Source organism: Shewanella sp. SR1, assembly GCF_020447145.1.
GTDB classification, from domain to species: domain Bacteria; phylum Pseudomonadota; class Gammaproteobacteria; order Enterobacterales; family Shewanellaceae; genus Shewanella; species Shewanella baltica.
Map to the genome: position 1 here is coordinate 1 of NZ_JAJAEF010000020.1, position 17,954 is coordinate 17,954.

Annotated in this window: 16 protein-coding genes and 1 other annotated feature; of the genes, 11 read left to right on the plus strand and 5 right to left on the minus strand. The window is 48.4% G+C overall.

What is annotated here, in order from left to right:
* Positions 1 to 139: 139 nt before the first annotated feature.
* From rluB to KV201_RS16780, 5 genes are all read right to left on the minus strand, one after another.
* Positions 140 to 1,015 (minus strand): 23S rRNA pseudouridine(2605) synthase RluB, encoded by an 876-nt coding sequence (gene rluB, locus KV201_RS16760; protein ID WP_226059964.1) that lies wholly within the window; start codon positions 1,013 to 1,015, stop codon positions 140 to 142.
* Positions 1,008 to 1,604: an SMC-Scp complex subunit ScpB gene (gene scpB, locus KV201_RS16765; protein WP_226059965.1), complete on the minus strand. Its 597-nt coding sequence runs from the start codon at positions 1,602 to 1,604 to the stop codon at positions 1,008 to 1,010. Before scpB ends, rluB begins: the two co-directional genes overlap by 8 nt.
* 3 nt (positions 1,605 to 1,607) lie before the next feature.
* Positions 1,608 to 2,396: a ScpA family protein gene (locus KV201_RS16770; RefSeq protein WP_011847143.1), complete on the minus strand. Its 789-nt coding sequence runs from the start codon at positions 2,394 to 2,396 to the stop codon at positions 1,608 to 1,610.
* 159 nt (positions 2,397 to 2,555) lie between these two features.
* On the minus strand, positions 2,556 to 3,176 hold the full coding sequence (locus KV201_RS16775) for an L-threonylcarbamoyladenylate synthase (protein WP_006082184.1): 621 nt from the start codon (positions 3,174 to 3,176) through the stop codon (positions 2,556 to 2,558).
* Complete coding sequence (locus KV201_RS16780; RefSeq protein WP_041411197.1) at positions 3,173 to 4,033, minus strand: PHP domain-containing protein; 861 nt, start codon at positions 4,031 to 4,033, stop codon at positions 3,173 to 3,175. The genes KV201_RS16775 and KV201_RS16780 overlap by 4 nt, the downstream gene beginning before the upstream one ends.
* Positions 4,034 to 4,243: 210 nt before the next feature.
* Positions 4,244 to 4,351 (plus strand) — a sequence feature (Trp leader region).
* 98 nt (positions 4,352 to 4,449) lie between these two features.
* Between KV201_RS16780 and KV201_RS16785 the strand changes: the two genes are divergently transcribed.
* The 11 genes from KV201_RS16785 (at position 4,450) to KV201_RS16835 (ending at position 17,872) form a co-directional block, all read left to right on the plus strand.
* Positions 4,450 to 6,144 carry an anthranilate synthase component 1 gene (locus KV201_RS16785; protein ID WP_226059966.1) on the plus strand — a complete coding sequence of 565 codons (1,695 nt, stop codon included), beginning with the start codon at positions 4,450 to 4,452 and terminating at the stop codon, positions 6,142 to 6,144.
* 9 nt (positions 6,145 to 6,153) lie between these two features.
* Positions 6,154 to 6,756 carry an aminodeoxychorismate/anthranilate synthase component II gene (locus tag KV201_RS16790; protein ID WP_226059967.1) on the plus strand — a complete coding sequence of 201 codons (603 nt, stop codon included), beginning with the start codon at positions 6,154 to 6,156 and terminating at the stop codon, positions 6,754 to 6,756.
* Positions 6,753 to 7,826, plus strand: coding sequence for an anthranilate phosphoribosyltransferase (gene trpD, locus KV201_RS16795; protein WP_226059968.1), 1,074 nt, complete (start codon positions 6,753 to 6,755; stop codon positions 7,824 to 7,826). Before KV201_RS16790 ends, trpD begins: the two co-directional genes overlap by 4 nt.
* 4 nt (positions 7,827 to 7,830) lie before the next feature.
* Positions 7,831 to 9,318 carry a bifunctional indole-3-glycerol-phosphate synthase TrpC/phosphoribosylanthranilate isomerase TrpF gene (gene trpCF, locus KV201_RS16800; RefSeq protein WP_226059969.1) on the plus strand — a complete coding sequence of 496 codons (1,488 nt, stop codon included), beginning with the start codon at positions 7,831 to 7,833 and terminating at the stop codon, positions 9,316 to 9,318.
* 196 nt (positions 9,319 to 9,514) lie between these two features.
* Entirely contained in the window at positions 9,515 to 10,705 is a 1,191-nt protein-coding gene (gene trpB, locus KV201_RS16805) for a tryptophan synthase subunit beta (protein ID WP_226059970.1), read from the plus strand.
* Positions 10,706 to 10,710: 5 nt separating this feature from the next.
* The gene (trpA, locus tag KV201_RS16810) at positions 10,711 to 11,532 is read left to right on the plus strand and encodes a tryptophan synthase subunit alpha (RefSeq protein ID WP_226059971.1); all 822 of its coding nucleotides are present in this window, start codon (positions 10,711 to 10,713) and stop codon (positions 11,530 to 11,532) included.
* 383 nt (positions 11,533 to 11,915) lie between these two features.
* Positions 11,916 to 12,326 carry a glycerate kinase gene (locus KV201_RS16815; RefSeq protein WP_226059972.1) on the plus strand — a complete coding sequence of 137 codons (411 nt, stop codon included), beginning with the start codon at positions 11,916 to 11,918 and terminating at the stop codon, positions 12,324 to 12,326.
* Between the two features lie 236 nt (positions 12,327 to 12,562).
* Entirely contained in the window at positions 12,563 to 12,847 is a 285-nt protein-coding gene (locus tag KV201_RS16820; RefSeq protein ID WP_006082193.1) for a DUF2798 domain-containing protein, read from the plus strand.
* A gap of 871 nt (positions 12,848 to 13,718) precedes the next feature.
* A complete protein-coding gene (locus KV201_RS16825) occupies positions 13,719 to 15,224 on the plus strand; it encodes a lysine N(6)-hydroxylase/L-ornithine N(5)-oxygenase family protein (protein ID WP_226059973.1) in 1,506 nt (501 codons plus the stop codon).
* Entirely contained in the window at positions 15,224 to 15,934 is a 711-nt protein-coding gene (locus KV201_RS16830; protein WP_226059974.1) for a GNAT family N-acetyltransferase, read from the plus strand. Before KV201_RS16825 ends, KV201_RS16830 begins: the two co-directional genes overlap by 1 nt.
* A 9-nt stretch (positions 15,935 to 15,943) precedes the next feature.
* A complete protein-coding gene (locus KV201_RS16835) occupies positions 15,944 to 17,872 on the plus strand; it encodes an IucA/IucC family siderophore biosynthesis protein (protein WP_226059975.1) in 1,929 nt (642 codons plus the stop codon).
* Positions 17,873 to 17,954: the final 82 nt, after the last annotated feature.

A 17,954-nucleotide genomic window follows, 5' to 3' on the forward strand; every position in this document is an offset into this window, starting at 1 on the left:
GAGTGCTTCTGAGAGTTGCATAAAAAAATCCGATGACATGAGGTCATCGGATTTTGATCTTTTCAGCGAGATCGTCAAGCGATCTGTCTTAACTGATCGGCATTACGCTAAGCGGCCTTTTTCATTGGGATAAAACAACTTAGCTGCGCTGACGCGATGGCTTAGGTTTTCCCGAACCGGTTACTTTATGCTTACGTACGGCGCGGCGAATTTTAGCACTCTTCACCTGAGCACGGGCTACGCTGTGTTTATCGGCAGCAAGCATAGTGCGGGTTTCTGGTTCTAAACCTGCCAATTTACGCAAGTAGTTAACTTGCTCCATTGGCAATTCAACCCAGCCACCCCGTGGCAGTGATTTTGGCAATTCAACCATACCGTAACGGATACGGATCAAACGGCTCACTTGCACTTCTTGGGATTCCCACAGACGGCGTACTTCGCGGTTACGACCTTCGCGTAAACACACATGCCACCACTGGTTCATGCCTTCGCCGCCCGCTGGCTTGATGCTATCAAACTGCGCAGGGCCGTCTTCTAACATCACGCCGGTACGTAAACGTTGCACTGTCGCTTCAGGGATTTCACCGAAGGTACGCACTGCGTATTCGCGGTCGACTTCGTTCGATGGATGCATTAAGCGGTTCGCTAATTCACCATCTGAGGTAAACAGTAATAAACCTGAGGTGTTGATGTCTAAACGACCTACCGCAACCCAGCGTGAATCACGCACTTTAGGCAAGCGATCGAATACCGTTGGACGGCCTTCAGGATCTTTACGACTACAAATTTCGCCTTCAGGTTTATGATATGCCAGCACACGGCAAATCACATCTTCGGCAGACTTTAACGAAATGGCTCTGCCATCGATACGCACTTTAGCACCAGCTTCAATACGATCCCCAAGGCTAGCAATTTCACCATCAATACTAACTCGGCCTGCAGCAATCCATGCCTCCATCTCACGACGGGAGCCATGGCCTGCACGGGCCAAGACTTTCTGCAATTTTTCACTCATTAGTATTTTGCTCTTCTGACTGTTCTGGCACTGATTTCAAACCTGAAAAAACCGCCTGCAATGACTCAGTATCCGACAGCGGCGGTAAATCCGCTAAGGTGTCTAAGCCAAAATATGCTAAAAATTCTAAGGTAGTGGCATACAACGCGGGTCGCCCCGGTACTTCTTTATGGCCAACTACTTTAATCCAATGTCTATCTGACAAACTTTTTATGATGTGACTACTAATGGCCACACCGCGCACCTGTTCAATATCGCCGCGAGTCACAGGTTGACGATAAGCAATCACCGCCAAGGTTTCTAATGTCGCACGCGAATATTTAGGCGCCTTTTCTTGCCACAGGGGCTGCAAAAAAGGACTCAAGACGTCTAAGGTCTGGAAGCGATAACCTCCAGCGACTTTCACAAGTTGCACACCTCTGTCTTGATAATCCTGCTGCAGCTCATCCAATGCAGCTTTTATTTTGTCTCTGGAAACCGTGAAATCCACCAATACAGTGTCTTTCAACATTTTCGCCGACAAGGGTTTCCCCAATACAAACAAACTCGCTTCAATAAGCTGTTTTAATTGAGTCGGATTTATCTGCATCAATTAATAGGCCTTAACGTAAATAGTTGAAAACGGTTCTGTTTGGTACAATTCAACCAATAATTCTTTGACTAATTCCATCAGTGCTAAGAAGGTCACGACCACGCCTGCACGGCCTTCAGCTACGGTAAATAAACGTTCAAATGCCGTAAAATCTTCCGAGTTCAGCATGGCTAAAATCTGGCTCATGCGCTCACGCGTCGATAACTGTTCACGCTTAACGTGATGATCTTCATTGGCATCGATACGTTTGAGCACATCGCCAAAGGCGCGGGCAATTTCAAACAACGAGACTTCTGGCGGGATCATTAACGGCTTAATGTCAGGTGCTGCCACTGCTTTGGCTTGAAACACATCCCGCTCGAGCCGCGGCAAATCATCGAGTTTTTGCGACGCTTCTTTAATCACTTCATAGGCTTTCAACTGACGGATCAATTGCGCCCGAGGATCTTCCTCAACCTCATCTTCAGCCACCATGCGCGGCAGCAGCAAACGGGATTTAATCTCGGCAAGCGTTGCCGCCATCACTAAGTAATCGGCAGCAAGTTCAATTCGAGCCTGAGTCAGCAACGTAATATATTCTAAATACTGCGCGGTGATTTGCTGAATGGGTAAATCGACAACGTCTAATTTTTGCTTACGGATCAAATATAAAAGTAAATCCAATGGGCCTTCAAAGGACTCAAGGAATACTTCTAATGCCTCCGGCGGAATAAACAAATCCAGCGGCATTTCGGTCATTGCCTGACCACGAATAACGGCTAAGGGTAAACTCTGTTGCGTGCCCTGCATCCGCTATCTTGCTCCGTTAACACTGCGCTACCCAACTTAGGCTAACGCCAAACGCGCGATTATACCTGTAAACCTGCGACGATAAAACTGCCAAATGTTGACTACCACTATCCGACTCACTTACCCGCATCCATTCGCGATAAATCTAATGCGGCAGATTTAGAGAAACGGCGTGATATCACCCGCGCCTTCACGCAAAATTTCGGCACCATCTTCAGACATATCAATCACTGTCGTCGGTTTTTCACCTAAATAACCGCCATGGATAATCACATCCACTTGATGCTCGAGCAAGTCGCGAATTTGTTCAGGATCAGACTCGGCAAATTCTGCATTTGGCATCACTAAACTGGTCGACATCAGCGGCGCATCTAAGGCTTCAAGCAACGCCAGTGCGATCACATTGTCGGGCACGCGAATACCTATGGTCTTTTTCTTGTCATTTTGCAGACGACGCGGCACTTCTTTGGTCGCTTTAAAAATGAACGTATAAGGCCCAGGCGTGCAACTTTTTAGGATGCGATACGCCTGATTATCCACTTTGGCGTAGGTCGCAAGCTCGGATAAATCACGGCACATCAATGAAAAGTTATGATCGTTCTCGATTTGACGAATTCTCGCCATCCGCGTCATCGCGTCTTTCTCACCAATCAAGCAGCCTAAGGCATAGCCCGAATCGGTGGGATAAACAATCACACCGCCCGCTTTTAAGGCGGCAACAGCTTGACTGATAAGGCGTGTTTGCGGATTTACTTCATGTACATAAAAAAACTGACTCATGGTCGTTCCACCCAAGATTCCGATTGCCAGACCCAATCAATACCTTGGGGCTGATACAGATTTTTTCCTAATTCGATCCAATTACTTGGAAAGTGAAAATCACTCCCTATCGATGCAAGCAATTGATTTTGTAAGCTCAAGGCCACAAGGTTGGCCCTGTCGTCTAATGTTTGCTGGCCAAGTACCACTTCCATGGCATCTCCACCCGCTTCTTTATATTCGCGCACTAAGCGCTTAAGCCACTTTGCCGATAACTTATAACCACTGGGATGCGCCAACACAGCTAATCCACCCGCGTTATGAATGATATCGATGGCGCTGGCCATATCACCCCAATTATTGGGGACATAACCGGTTTTACCGCGGGCAAGGTAGCGTTTAAACACGCTCGGCATATCCACAGCATGACCATTTTCAGCCATCCAACGGGCGTAATGTCCACGGCTCAATGCCGCTTCACCCGCCAACGCCTTGGCACCTTCGTAAGCGCCTTCAATACCGGCCTTGGCTAATCTATGGCCAATTTCTTGAGCGCGTAATTCACGTAACTCACGCTGGTTTTCTAAAAATGCTAATAACGCAGGATTATCCGCATCGAAGTTAAGCGCAACTATGTGGATATCATAACTGTTCCAGCGAGTAGAGATTTCTACGCCAGAGATCAATTTCAATGGTTCTGCTTGCGATAGATTAAAGGCACGGGCTTCGGGTAAACCTGCTACCGTGTCGTGGTCAGTAATCGCAAATAACTGCACGCCCTTTTCAAGGGCTCTAGCCACCAATTCAGACGGAGTTAACTGACCGTCGGATGCGGTCGTGTGGCTGTGCAGATCAGCCAATATGCTTTGAGTATTCATGGGGCTATTGTACGTGAATTTGTTAATAAATGCGCTGCTATCTCGCATTTTGTGGCTGTGTGACTTAAATTTTCTACGTCATAAAAGTGAATAAATCATAGAAAATGAAAAATATTCAATTGACATTCGACCCCAGCTAAGGTTTTCTATACACCAATTACTGAATTAGCGAGACCCTTTTGAATGACACACATTAACGCTTCATTAAACATCATTTGGTGGTGGCACTTCCCAACTTAGCGGGTGGTGTGAAGCTCTGTGCTCATTTGAAAGTGACCAGAATCAACAAGAAGCCCGCAGAAATGCGGGCTTTTTTGTTAGGTGCGAAAAATGTCGGCAGACTCGGGTAACAAGATTAAGAAAGCGAGATAACTCATGATGTTAAAGACATTTTATAAGGTAGCTGGAGTATGAACATGCCCAAACAGACATTCGCACGCTCAAGCACACTCAAGGCGGCATTAACCTATCACAGTGATCCACTGCGCTTGTATCAGCACATTACCCAAGATGCGTCCCATACTATGTTGCTGGAATCGGCCGAAATCGACAGTAAAGATCACTTAAAAAGCATGGTGATGACCCATGCCGCCATGATGATCCGCTGCGACGGTTATCAACTGACCTTTACCGCACTGACCGACAATGGCGCGAGCTTACTTACCCCAATCGAAACCTTCTTCAGTGCGAGCGGCGATCGTGCTGATATGAGTGCCAATCTAGTCCGTGATAACTTGACCTTAGTGGTGACGCTGCAAAAAGACACTAAGTTGCAGGATGAAGATGCACGCTTAAAATCAACTTCGCCACTCGATGGCCTGCGGATGTTTATCCAGCAAATTGATTGTGGCACTCATACTGACAGCCAAAGTAAACCCGCCTTTGAGGATCTGTTTTTAGGTGGCGTGTTGGCCTACGACTTGATTGATACCGTCGAACCGCTGCCTGCCGTGCCGAACCGCGATAATGATTGCCCAGACTACTTATTTTACCTCGCAGAAACCTTAATCCTTATCGACCATAAACTGAAACAAGCCGACATCATTACCCATAATTTCAGTCGTGATTCCAGCCAGAATGCCGCCATCACTACTGCGCTGAGCGAACGAGTACAGCAGTTAAGTACACAATGTAAAACCCTCGGTAATTCACCTGCCGATGTGCCGACACTGGTCGCCATCGACGCAACTGAGCAAGTCAATATTTCCGATGAGGTGTTTAAACAAACCGTTATCGATTTGAAAGAACACATTATTGCTGGCGATATTTTCCAAGTGGTGCCATCGCGTAGCTTTAGTTTGCCTTGCCCGAATACCTTAGGAGCTTATCGTGCCCTGCGCCTGACAAACCCAAGCCCTTATATGTTTTATTTCAGGGGCCAAGATTTCACCCTTTTTGGCGCCTCACCCGAAAGCGCACTCAAATACGAAGCCAGCAGTAATCAAGTCGAAGTCTACCCGATTGCCGGCACCCGTAAACGCGGCAAAACCGCCACGGGCGAGATTGATTTTGACTTAGACAGCCGCATTGAACTTGAACTGCGTTTAGATAAAAAAGAACTGTCAGAACACTTAATGTTGGTCGATTTAGCTCGCAACGATATCGCGCGCATCAGCCAAAGCGGCAGCCGTAAAGTCACTGAATTATTGAAAGTTGATCGCTATTCTCACGTGATGCACCTTGTCAGTCGCGTAACGGGTCAATTGCGCCAAGATTTAGATGCGCTGCATGCTTATCAGGCCTGTATGAATATGGGTACTTTAGTTGGCGCCCCCAAAGTAAGCGCATCACAACTGGTTCGCCAAGCAGAAAAAGCCCGCCGTGGCAGCTACGGCGGCGCTGTGGGTTACCTTAATGCCCTTGGGGATATGGACACTTGCATCGTGATCCGCTCCGCCTTTGTTAAAAATGGTACCGCCTTTATTCAAGCGGGCGCGGGCGTGGTATTTGATTCGGATCCCCAAAGCGAGGCAGATGAAACCCGTCAAAAAGCCCAAGCCGTGATTTCGGCAATCAAAATGGGTGCAGGACTGCGAGTCAATGAATCGCCAGTAAATGACGCGTCAGCTCAATCCACTTTTGTGCAATCCACTTCAGCACAATATAAATAGGAGCCAAACATGAAACTCTATCTACTCGATAACTTTGACTCCTTTACTTATAACCTAGTGGATCAATTTCGCAACCTAGGCTGTGAAGTGGTGATTTACCGCAACGATGTTGCCGCCGATTTTATTGCCGAAAAACTGCTTAACGAACAAGAACCCGCAGCCCTAGTGTTATCACCCGGTCCTGGTGCGCCCCATGAAGCAGGCTCTATGATGGCGCTTATCGCCAAAGTCGCCGGTAAAGTGCCTATGCTGGGTATCTGCCTTGGGCATCAAGCTATGGTGGAATATTACGGCGGCACAGTGGCGCGCGCGCCTTTTGTGGTGCACGGCAAGGCAAGCCCGACTTTCCATGATGGCACTGGCGTATTTGCCGGTTTGCCCTCTCCCCTGCCCGTTGCCCGTTATCACAGTCTCGTCGCCACTCACGTGCCTGATTGCTTGCAAGTGATCGCAACCACTGACGCTATGCCGATGGCGATTCTGCACCCTGAGCACAGAGCCGTTGGCTTTCAGTTCCACCCTGAATCGATTCTCACCACCTTAGGCAGCACATTGCTCATTCAAACCTTAGCCTTTCTTACCCAAGACATGACAACAGGAGTAAGCGCATGAGTACCAACCCTATTCAGCCTCTACTCGACGTTTTATACCAAGGTGAAAGTTTAAGCCGCGAGCAAACCGCCGAACTTTTTGGCGCGTTAATTCGCGGAGAAATGAGTGAAGCGGCAATGGCAGGAATGTTAGTTGCGCTGAAAATGCGCGGCGAGACTATTGATGAGATCAGCGGCGCAGCCGATGCCATGCGCGCCGCTGCCAAACCTTTTCCTTGCCCTGAGCAAAACAACAATCCGCTTCATAATGGCATAGTTGATATTGTTGGCACGGGTGGTGATGGCTTTAATACCATTAATATTTCCACCACTGCTGCCTTTGTTGCCGCGGCGGCAGGCGCTAAGGTCGCCAAACACGGTAATCGTAGCGTGTCGAGTAAATCGGGTTCATCGGATCTTTTGGCGCAATTTGGCATCGACTTAACTATGTCGCCAGAGACTGCCAGTCGTTGCCTCGACGCATTGAATCTGTGCTTTTTGTTTGCGCCCCACTACCATGGCGGGGTAAAACATGCGGTGCCCGTAAGACAAGCACTGAAAACGCGCACCTTATTCAATGTGTTAGGGCCGCTTATCAACCCTGCAAGGCCTGAGTTTATGCTACTTGGCGTGTATAGCCCTGAGTTAGTCTTACCGATAGCGAAAGTATTAAAGGCGCTTGGCACAAAACGCGCTATGGTAGTGCACGGCAGCGGTTTAGATGAAGTCGCGCTGCACGGCAACACCCAAGTTGCTGAGTTAAAAGACGGCGACATTATTGAGTATCAACTCACGCCCGCCGATTTAGGTGTACCTTTAGCGCAGATAACAGACTTAGAAGGAGGCGAGCCCGCGCAGAATGCCTTGATTACCGAGGCGATTTTAAAAGGCCGTGGCACTGAAGCACACGCCAATGCGGTCGCCATCAATGCCGGTTGTGCTTTATATGTCTGTGGAATTGCTGATTCAGTCAAAGCCGGAACCTTACTGGCGCTCGCTACCATTCAAAGCGGCAAAGCCTTTGAATTGTTAAGCCAGCTCGCAAAAGTCAGCGGTGAAGCCCTAGTCAACGGTCAAGAAAGAGGAAGATAAGCGAATGTCTCAAGTAGAAGTGACTCCAACAGCAATGAATCAAGACCTGCGCACTCAGCTAGGGGCAGCCACAAACGCTATGCCAAAAAGTAATGTGTTAACCCGTATCGTCGATACCAAAGCGGCCCATATTGCCGCCCTAAAGCTGCGTTTCCCTGAGGCGAGTCTATCGCCAAAAATCTCTGACCGCAGTTTATTTGCCGCACTCAAGGCACCCAAGGCGGGTTACATTTTAGAATGCAAAAAAGCCAGTCCGTCCAAAGGGCTTATCCGCGATGTGTTTGATGTAGAAGCCATCGCCGATATTTACGGTAAATATGCGGCGGGCATTTCGGTATTAACCGACGAGCAATTTTTCCAAGGGGATATGGACTATATCCCTAAGGTGCGCGCTCGGGTCAACCAACCTATTCTGTGCAAAGATTTTTTTGTGGACGAATACCAAATCAAACTCGCCGCTCACCAAGGCGCCGATGCGATTCTGTTAATGTTGTCCGTGCTTAATGATGAACAATATCAACGTCTAGCGAAAGAAGCCGCTAAGTATCAACTCGATGTACTGACCGAAGTCAGTAACGAAGATGAACTTAAGCGCGCCATCGCATTAGATGCGCCGATTATCGGCATCAACAACCGTAACTTAAGGGATTTAAGTACCGATCTCGCTACCACAGAAGCGCTGGCGCCACACATTGGCAGCGACCGCGTGGTGATCAGCGAATCTGGCATCTACAACAATGAGCAAGTGCGTCGCCTGAGTCCGCTGGTTGATGGCTTCCTTGTCGGCAGCTCGATTATGGCCGAGGCTGATATCGACTTGGCCTGCCGTAAATTGATCTTCGGTCACAATAAAGTCTGCGGCCTCACCCGTGTGGAAGATATCCGCGCCGCGGCAACAGCAGGCGCTGTCTATGGTGGGCTGATTTTTGCTGAAAAATCCCCGCGCGCCTTAACCCTTGATGGCGCAGAACAACTGCTCAGGGCGTATCGCGCATCCGATGCCCCCGCCATTGAATTCGTCGGCGTGTTTGTTAATGCCGCGCCAAGCACCATCACCGATATCGCCGCCAGTTTGCAGTTATCTGCCGTACAACTGCACGGCACTGAGACTGAACTTGAAATCGCACAGCTCGCCGAGCGACTTGAGGAAGCGGGACTCACCACCCAAATTTGGAAAGCCGTCAGCGTCGATGCGCAAACGGGTGAGCTTGGTAACATACCTCAGGGAGCATCGCGATATCTCTTTGATAGTAAAACGGCAGGCCAATTTGGCGGCTCGGGCCAAGCCTTTAATTGGCAAAATATTGATGTGAAGTCCTTAGGCCAGCAAAAGGCCCATGCCATGTTGGCGGGCGGACTCAACGCCGACAATGCGGCCAGTGCCAATGCCCAAGGATTTTACGGTTTAGATTTTAATTCTGGCCTAGAAACCGCCGCAGGGATTAAATCGGCGCAACTGATCCAAACGGCTTTTACCCATTTACGTCTCTAGCCTATCGCGCTAAGCAAGAAGCCCTAGATGCAGTTGGTGCTCGACAAGCGTGATGCTCGACAAAAAATATGAACCTATTAATGCCAGTGGCCAAATAGATAACGGCTCAGTTAACACTATGATGCGGTTAACACCAAGACGCTGTTAGCACAATCGAAGCCACTGACAAACTGATTGATAAGATAAGGAAAAAGGTATGTCAAAGTTAAAGCTTAACCCTTATTTCGGCGAATACGGCGGCATGTATGTGCCACAGATTTTAGTGCCAGCCCTTAAGCAATTAGAAACTGCCTTTGTGGAAGCGCAGGAAGATGACGACTTTAAAGCCGAATTTACCGATTTACTAAAGAACTACGCGGGTCGCCCAACAGCACTGACCTTAACCCGCAATTTAAGCCCCAACCCTATGGTGAAAATCTACCTCAAACGAGAAGATTTACTCCACGGCGGCGCCCATAAAACTAACCAAGTGTTAGGCCAAGCTCTGCTTGCTAAACGCATGGGCAAAAAGGAAATTATTGCTGAAACTGGCGCAGGACAACACGGCGTTGCCACCGCCCTTGCCTGCGCGCTGTTAGGCTTAAAATGTAAAGTCTATATGGGTGCAAAAGACATTGCGCGCCAATCACCGAACGTATTTAGAATGCGGTTGATGGGCGCGGAAGTCATTCCTGTCACCTCAGGTTCTGCCACCTTAAAAGATGCCTGTAACGAGGCAATGCGCGACTGGTCTGGCAGCTACGAAAAAGCCCACTATTTACTCGGCACAGCTGCGGGGCCACATCCGTTCCCAACCATAGTGCGTGAGTTCCAACGCATTATTGGCGAAGAAACCAAAAAGCAAATGCTAGAGCGTGAAGGTCGCCTACCTGATGCGGTTATCGCCTGTGTGGGCGGCGGTTCCAACGCCATCGGCATGTTTGCTGACTTCATCGACGAGCCAAGTGTCGAACTGATTGGCGTCGAACCTGCGGGTAAAGGCATCGACACGCCAATGCACGGCGCGCCGCTTAAACACGGTAAGACAGGGATTTTCTTCGGTATGAAAGCGCCTTTGATGCAAGATAGCGAAGGCCAAATCGAAGAATCCTACTCGATTTCAGCTGGATTGGACTTCCCATCCGTTGGCCCGCAGCACGCGCATCTTAATGCCACAGGCCGCGCCCGTTATGAATCGGCTACCGACGATGAAGCCTTGGAAGCCTTCCAACAATTGGCTCGCTGTGAAGGGATTATCCCTGCATTGGAATCGGCACATGCTATCGCCTATGCAGTGAAAATGGCACGCGAGTGCACCAAGGAAACCATTTTAGTGGTCAATCTTTCCGGTCGTGGCGACAAAGATATTTTCACCGTTTCTGACATTTTGAATGGTAAAGAGGAATAATAAACATGAGTGACACGTCTACCAACACTGGCCGTTACCAAGCCACCTTTGCCAAACTCAAAGCCGAAGGTCGTGGCGCTTTTGTCCCATTCGTCACTCTTGGCGATCCTAGCCCTGAGTTATCACTGAAAATTATCGATACCTTAGTGCAAAACGGTGCCGATGCCTTAGAACTGGGCTTTCCGTTTTCCGATCCCTTGGCCGATGGCCCTGTGATCCAAGGTGCTAACCTGCGTTCTTTAGCTGCGGGCACGACTCCAACGGCGTGTTTTGAATTACTGGCGCAAGTGCGTGCTAAATATCCTGAACTGCCAATCGGTTTGCTGCTGTATGCGAACTTAGTTTTTGCTAATGGCATAGATGCGTTTTACGCCAAAGCGCAGCAAGCGGGTGTGGATTCAGTGCTTATTGCCGACGTACCAGTGGAAGAATCGGCGCCCTTTAGCGAAGCCGCTAAAGCCCATGGTATCGCACCCATTTTTATCGCGCCGCCCAATGCCGACAGTGAAACCCTTGCACTGGTTAGCGCCAGCGGCGAAGGTTACACCTATCTCTTATCCCGCGCAGGGGTGACAGGCACAGACACTAAAGCTGGCGTTCCGGTGGAAGAAATTCTATCCAAATTGAAAACTTTTAATGCGCCGCCACCGCTACTCGGCTTTGGCATTGCCGAACCCGCTCAAGTAACCGCCGCCATCAAAGCAGGCGCTGCAGGGGCAATTTCTGGCTCTGCCGTTGTGAAGATCATCGAAACCCACCAGCACGATGAAGCTAAGCTACTGGCGACACTTGGCGATTTTACTCGCGCCATGAAAGCGGCGACCTAAGTTAATCAAGATTTCAATCTCTGAGATAAATTACTGATTGAAATTGATAAACTAAGTCACTGATTTAAATTGATAGCCTAAATCGCTAGCCTGAATCGCTAGTACTTAAGACGCGAAGAAAGAGAAAAATAAACAGAATAAGTGGGGCACATTCGCAGCCTCACTTATTTTGCTTTAGATTGACCGACTCCTATGTTTACCCTGCCTTGCTCACCTCACTGTTGGTGTTCTCTTACGGCTTTTATCTTTCTCAACAATCACGCCTCAAACACCACCCCTACCGTGACAAGAAATCAAACTGATAGCTTAGCGGTTATTTAGTCGCAGTTATTTAGTCACAGTTCCTCGGTAGCATGTCTGTATCGAAATGAAATGGACTTTATATGCAGTATCGGATCTATATACTCGAGCTAACTCCATGTGGCAATGGTGTTGAAGGTGAAGTCGCAGGCAAATGCGACAATGGCGCGCCGATTTGGTTTTATTACCAAGGCAGCGCTCAACAGGCAAAAATGCGCTTTCCGGTTAACCAATGGGTGACGGTTGAATTACTCGGCCGACTAGCAAGTGTTCAAGTTGACATCATTGAGCAAGCTCCACGCCTACCAATTCAATTGAACTTTGAAACTTCAGGACAAATCGTCGACATCAGCCAAACACCCGAAGATACGATTTACCTGTCGCACTCAAACCTTGCACTCCCCTTTGATAATGAACTTGGCAAATCCCCTATTTCGCTCGGTCACTGGGTCAATGTGACGGGCGAGCTTTGGGTAATAAATGGAATGAATTAAGTGCTGATCCCTGCGCTAACTGTGAACGTACAGATAGGCTAGCTTGGGCTTTAATGATTGCGCTTTATCGGTGCAATACCTAGAATGTCGCCGCGCGGGCTAAACTTCATCAATCGCTTAAATACCTTGCTTCAGCTATTGAACCCAATGGGGAGAGCAAATGAAGTCGATAACAGAAGTGACAGTATTAGCCTGTGACAAATCATTCGCCTGATGAATTTCCAATAGAGGATCCGATGACTATTTCTAAATCTTTGCCCGATGACAAACCTCGTACTTTTTTGGGCACGCCTAAATTACCAGCCAAGTACGCCACGGTTGTAATGCCCTTTTTTCTTTCTATTCTAATGAGTTGTATCGTGTCTGGAATTAGCACTTTCAATGGCGTTGGCGCTTCACCGCAGTTTATCGAACTCTGGCTCGGTGCCTGGCTGATCTCATGGGTGGTCGCCTTCCCGACACTGCTGATGGTGTTGCCATTAGTGCGTAAAATTACCGGACACTTTGTCGATTTACGCTAGCTTTACGATTTAGCCTTTCGAACTTGCATTCTGAGTTAACAGCCACATTTCAAAGCCGTCTTAGGACGGCTTTAGCTTAAGTTAATGCCCTTAATAAACGCGCACTGCCGCTATCCATACCGAGATAACCGCCCTATTTACAGCTCCAGCCAATAGCAGTTTTAAGCGAATAGCTCTCTGAGAAAATACCAAGCTAAGCGAATACATCTGGGGGCAATGCCTCTGAACTCATTTATCAGAGCCAATACATCTGGGCCAATACATCTGGGCCAATGTATCTGAGCCAATGCATTTAAACTTAACCCACACCCGACTCATTTACCCAGCGCCTTCAGCGAGGCTCCAACCTGCGCTTTACAATGGATTTACACTGACTGTTTAGCGGCACCTATTCCCATTGGACTCAGCCGACATTGCCGCAATCTAAATCAATTCCCCTCGATTAATAAACTAACACAAGAATCGATATAACCTACTGTATTTATAGCCTTAAAAGTCAACTCACTCGTAATCCCCTCGATTATACACCCCTTAAGTTTAGCCTTTTTGTCAGCCAATTATCTTGCCGGCGCATACGTTATTAACCGTACTTAGCCCGCTTATCCGTAAGTTAAAAGTATTAACCCTCACCATCGCTCAAATGAGAATGGTTTGCATTTGAATATTTTCACGTGCTAATTTACTCGCCGTTGTCGGGACAGAGGCAGCAGGAAAAATGACCTAAGGACTGCGCTAAACATAGCGAATTAACCACAGCAAGATAGATAGCCAAACAGGCTATTTTGACTGCCGCATTAACTTGGTTTGTGTCCTTAGGTAACTGATTACTGGATCGGCAACACGCAACAGCATGCTGCCAAAGGAGGCGTAAGTGACTACTCAACAAAGGGAAATGGATCGCGAAATCTTTGATCTACTCGGCATAGGCATTGGCCCATTCAATCTTGGCCTCGCCGCCTTATCAGAACCTATCGACGGCTTTAACTGCTTATTTTTAGATGCTAAAACCAGCTTTGACTGGCATCCAGGCATGCTACTCAAATCCTCAAGACTGCAAACACCCTTTATGTCAGATCTGGTGACTATGGCCGATCCCACCAGCCGTTACAGTTACCTTAATTTTGCCAAAAAGACGGGTAGACTTTATCCATTTTACATTCGTGAGAATTTCTTTTTACCCCGCCACGAATACAACTTGTACTGCCAATGGGTGAGCCAACAACTCAGCAATCTAAAATTTGGCTTTAAAGTCACTCAAGTAGATTACAACGCCGGTGAAAGTATTTATCGAGTCACAGGTTTTGATAGACGCAGTGGCAAAACCCATACCTATCAATGCCGAAAGCTAGTGTTAGGCACAGGAACAGAGCCTTATCTGCCAAAGGATTGCCCCATTCAAGATGCGCGGGTCATGCATACAGCCAGCTATATGCAGCAAAAAACCTACCTGCAGAGTCAGAGCGCCATCACTGTCATTGGCAGTGGCCAAAGTGCGGCGGAAGTGTTTTACGATCTACTGCAAGACATTGATACCTATGGCTATCAACTGAACTGGATGACGCGCTCAGCACGTTTCTATCCCTTGGAATACACTAAGCTGACGTTGGAGATGACCTCGCCAGATTATGTCGATTACTTCCACGAACTAACACCGGAAAAACGCTGTGCTTTGATCGCCAATCAAAAATCGCTCTACAAGGGCATTAATGCAGAGCTTATCAACGACATCTATGACTTGTTATATCAAAAGCGCTTGATTGCGGATTTCCAGTGCCAATTGATGACCAATGTGGCGTTAACCCGTATTCAAACTGACCCAGATGCACTCAAATTACATTTCCAGCATCAAGAACAAAATGCCCCTTTGAGCCAAACCACGGGCGCTGTGGTATTAGGCACTGGCTATCACTACCGTTTACCTCAATTTATCAAAGATATAAAGCAACAGATCGAGTTCGATGATGCAGGACAACTTGCGGTACAACGCGACTACAGCATAGATATTCGCGGGGATATTTTTGTCCAAAATGTGGGTTTGCATACCCATGGGGTAAGCTCACCGGATCTTGGCATGGGCTGTTATCGAAACGGCATCATCTTAAAGGCCGTGCTCGGCTATGCGCCCTACCACATTGAAGAACACATCGCCTTTCAAACCTTCGATCCGGCCAAACTTGCCAATCATCAGCCCTGCGGCAGCAATGCAATTAACACACTGAATCTTAACCCTAAACATTTCCCTAAGACGTCGCCGCACAACAATACCACTGATGCATCGCCGCATCTCTACCCAACCCAAACGCCGACTTCGAGTATGAGCGCAGGCGCGGGAACCAATATGTCGGTCTTGATGGCGCCAAACAAGGAGGCGCAATAATGGCGAGTCAATTTAGCAGCCATTGTTTAACGCAGCTATCAGCTATTACCAGCATCAATGGTTTCCAGTTCAGAGCGTTAGATCTCAAGCAAGACTTGCCAACACTGCAGTCTTGGTTTAACCAAGAGTACGCGCAGTTTTGGGGCATGCAGGGCTTGAATCTCGCCGCCATAGAGAACCTTATGGCAGCCACGCAGCACAAGTTTGCCTTGATGGGTGAGTGGCAGGGTAAATCACTCTTTATGGTGGAGCTCTACGATCCCGCCCATGATGAAATCGGTCACCACTATCGTGTTGCGCCGGGGGATTGCGGTATGCACCTGATTATCGCGCCGCCCGATGGCAGCCCAATCAACGGCTTATCTTTCAAAGTGATGGATGCGATAGCGCAGCTCGTGCTTGAAAAAGTGGCCTTTAACCGCCTAGTGGTTGAACCCGATCAACTCAATAGCAAAATTCATCGCTTAAATAGCCGAGTGGGCATTCGCTATGAAAAAGCGATTCAATTAAGCACTAAAGCAGCTTACCTCGGATTTTGCACTGCGGCCGAACGCCAGCTGGCATCGAGCACACCCTCTTCGATGGGCTTAGCTCAGCCAAACCCAGCGCTGCCAACCTTAGCAAAACAAGACTTAGCAAGCCCAAGCCTAACAAAGCCAAGCTCGCTCGCGGCGCCCGTAACCTCTCCCATGACATTATCGACTCTTTAGGTGAACTAGATGAACTTACCCACAAAAGCCTTACTAATGGATCCATTGCCAACGCAGGATCATACAACTCACGCAGCAGCGCCTCAACTCAACCCTTCGCTGTCGTCAACATCAACTTCTATGCCGGAACATTTGACCCCCGCCTATTGGCAAGCGGCTAATCGGCATTTAGTGAAGAAAATCCTCTGCGAATTCACCCACGAGAAAATCATCACGCCGACCCTATACGGGCAAAAAGCGGGGCTTAACCACTATGAACTGCGGCTCAAAGACAGCACTTACTATTTTAGTGCGCGGCACTATCAGCTCGATCATCTTGCTATCGATGCTGATTCCATCCGCGTTTCACTCGCAGGACAAGAGCAAGCCCTCGATGCGATGTCGCTGATCATTTCCCTTAAAAATGACTTAGGGATCAGCGAAACCTTACTGCCCACGTATTTAGAGGAAATCACTAGCACCCTCTACAGCAAGGCGTACAAGTTAGCGCATCAGGCGATCCCCGCCGCCACGCTGGCGCGAGCCGATTATCAGAGCATAGAAGCGGGTATGACTGAAGGCCATCCGGTGTTTATTGCCAATAACGGCCGGATTGGCTTTGATATGCAGGATTATCGTCAATTTGCCCCAGAAAGCGCGATGCCGATGCAGTTAGTCTGGCTAGGAGTACGTAAAAGTAAGACTACGTTTGCCGCCCTCGAAAACTTGAGTCACGACGCATTACTCAAGGAGGAGCTTGGCCAGCAGTTCACTGATTTTCAGCAGCATCTTAAAACCCAGCAGCATGATCCACAGGACTTCTACTTTATGCCTGTGCATCCTTGGCAGTGGCGTGAAAAAATCGCCCGCGTCTTTGCCGGCGACATCGCCCGTGGCGATCTGGTTTACCTTGGCGAAGGTAGCGAACAGTACCAAGTACAGCAATCGATACGCACTTTCTTCAATCTTTCATCGCCACAAAAGTGCTATGTCAAAACCGCGCTTTCCATCTTAAACATGGGCTTTATGCGCGGCCTGTCGCCTCTATACATGAGCTGCACACCGCAAATTAATGCGTGGGTGGCGAACTTGGTTGAGAGCGACCCTTACTTTACTCAACAAGGTTTTGTGATCCTTAAAGAAATTGCCGCCATAGGTTACCACCACCATTATTATGAGCAGGCACTCACCCAAGACAGCGCCTACAAAAAAATGCTCTCTGCACTATGGCGCGAAAGCCCACTGCCGCACATTGCGCCTAAGCAAAATCTGATGACCATGGCTGCCCTACTGCACACGGATCATGAAGATAAAGCGCTGATTTCGGCCTTGATAACGGCCTCAGGCTTGCCAGCAAAAGACTGGCTGAGCCGTTACCTCAACTTGTATCTGTCGCCCTTATTGCACGCGTTTTTCGCCTACGATCTGGTCTTTATGCCCCATGGTGAAAACCTGATCTTAGTGCTGGATGAATATGTGCCAGTCAAGATTTTAATGAAAGACATAGGCGAAGAAGTCGCGGTACTCAATGGCACCTCGCCGCTGCCTGATGATGTAAAACGCCTTGCGGTAAGCCTTGAAGAAGAGATGAAGCTTAACTACATCTTACTGGATATTTTTGACTGTATTTTCCGCTATTTAGCACCGCTGTTAGATGAGCAAACCAGTGTCAGTGAAAGCCAATTCTGGGAATTAGTGGCGGACAATGTACGTGACTACCAAGCTCAACATCCACATTTGGCCGCCAAGTTTGCCCAATACGATCTGTTTAAGGACAGCTTTGTACGCACCTGCCTCAATCGTATCCAATTGAATAACAACCAACAAATGATAGACCTCGCCGACAGGGAGAAAAACCTGCGCTTCGCCGGCGGTATCGATAATCCCTTGGCGGCCTTTAGGCAAAGCCATGCCTTTAAGCGCCCCAAACTTGGCAGCGCTGAGTCGAAAACACGTTAACGCGCAACAAAACGCATAGACCCGACACTTTCTGAAACTTGACGAAACGTTTGTGTGGGCCACTTGTTGGCCCGCTTTATTT

Bases quoted from the DNA above. Each gene is read 5' to 3' on its own strand.
- trpCF (WP_226059969.1), top strand. From the start codon at position 7,831: ATGTCTCAAGTAGAAGTGACTCCAACAGCAATGAATCAAGACCTGCGC.
- KV201_RS16790 (WP_226059967.1), top strand. From the start codon at position 6,154: ATGAAACTCTATCTACTCGATAACTTTGACTCCTTTACTTATAACCTA.
- KV201_RS16770 (WP_011847143.1), bottom strand. From the start codon at position 2,396: ATGCAGGGCACGCAACAGAGTTTACCCTTAGCCGTTATTCGTGGTCAG.
- trpB (WP_226059970.1), top strand. From the start codon at position 9,515: ATGTCAAAGTTAAAGCTTAACCCTTATTTCGGCGAATACGGCGGCATG.
- trpD (WP_226059968.1), top strand. From the start codon at position 6,753: ATGAGTACCAACCCTATTCAGCCTCTACTCGACGTTTTATACCAAGGT.
- KV201_RS16815 (WP_226059972.1), top strand. From the start codon at position 11,916: ATGCAGTATCGGATCTATATACTCGAGCTAACTCCATGTGGCAATGGT.
- KV201_RS16830 (WP_226059974.1), top strand. From the start codon at position 15,224: ATGGCGAGTCAATTTAGCAGCCATTGTTTAACGCAGCTATCAGCTATT.
- scpB (WP_226059965.1), bottom strand. From the start codon at position 1,604: ATGCAGATAAATCCGACTCAATTAAAACAGCTTATTGAAGCGAGTTTG.
- KV201_RS16820 (WP_006082193.1), top strand. From the start codon at position 12,563: ATGACTATTTCTAAATCTTTGCCCGATGACAAACCTCGTACTTTTTTG.
- trpA (WP_226059971.1), top strand. From the start codon at position 10,711: ATGAGTGACACGTCTACCAACACTGGCCGTTACCAAGCCACCTTTGCC.
- rluB (WP_226059964.1), bottom strand. From the start codon at position 1,015: ATGAGTGAAAAATTGCAGAAAGTCTTGGCCCGTGCAGGCCATGGCTCC.
- KV201_RS16780 (WP_041411197.1), bottom strand. From the start codon at position 4,033: ATGAATACTCAAAGCATATTGGCTGATCTGCACAGCCACACGACCGCA.
- KV201_RS16785 (WP_226059966.1), top strand. From the start codon at position 4,450: ATGCCCAAACAGACATTCGCACGCTCAAGCACACTCAAGGCGGCATTA.
- KV201_RS16775 (WP_006082184.1), bottom strand. From the start codon at position 3,176: ATGAGTCAGTTTTTTTATGTACATGAAGTAAATCCGCAAACACGCCTT.
- KV201_RS16835 (WP_226059975.1), top strand. From the start codon at position 15,944: ATGAACTTACCCACAAAAGCCTTACTAATGGATCCATTGCCAACGCAG.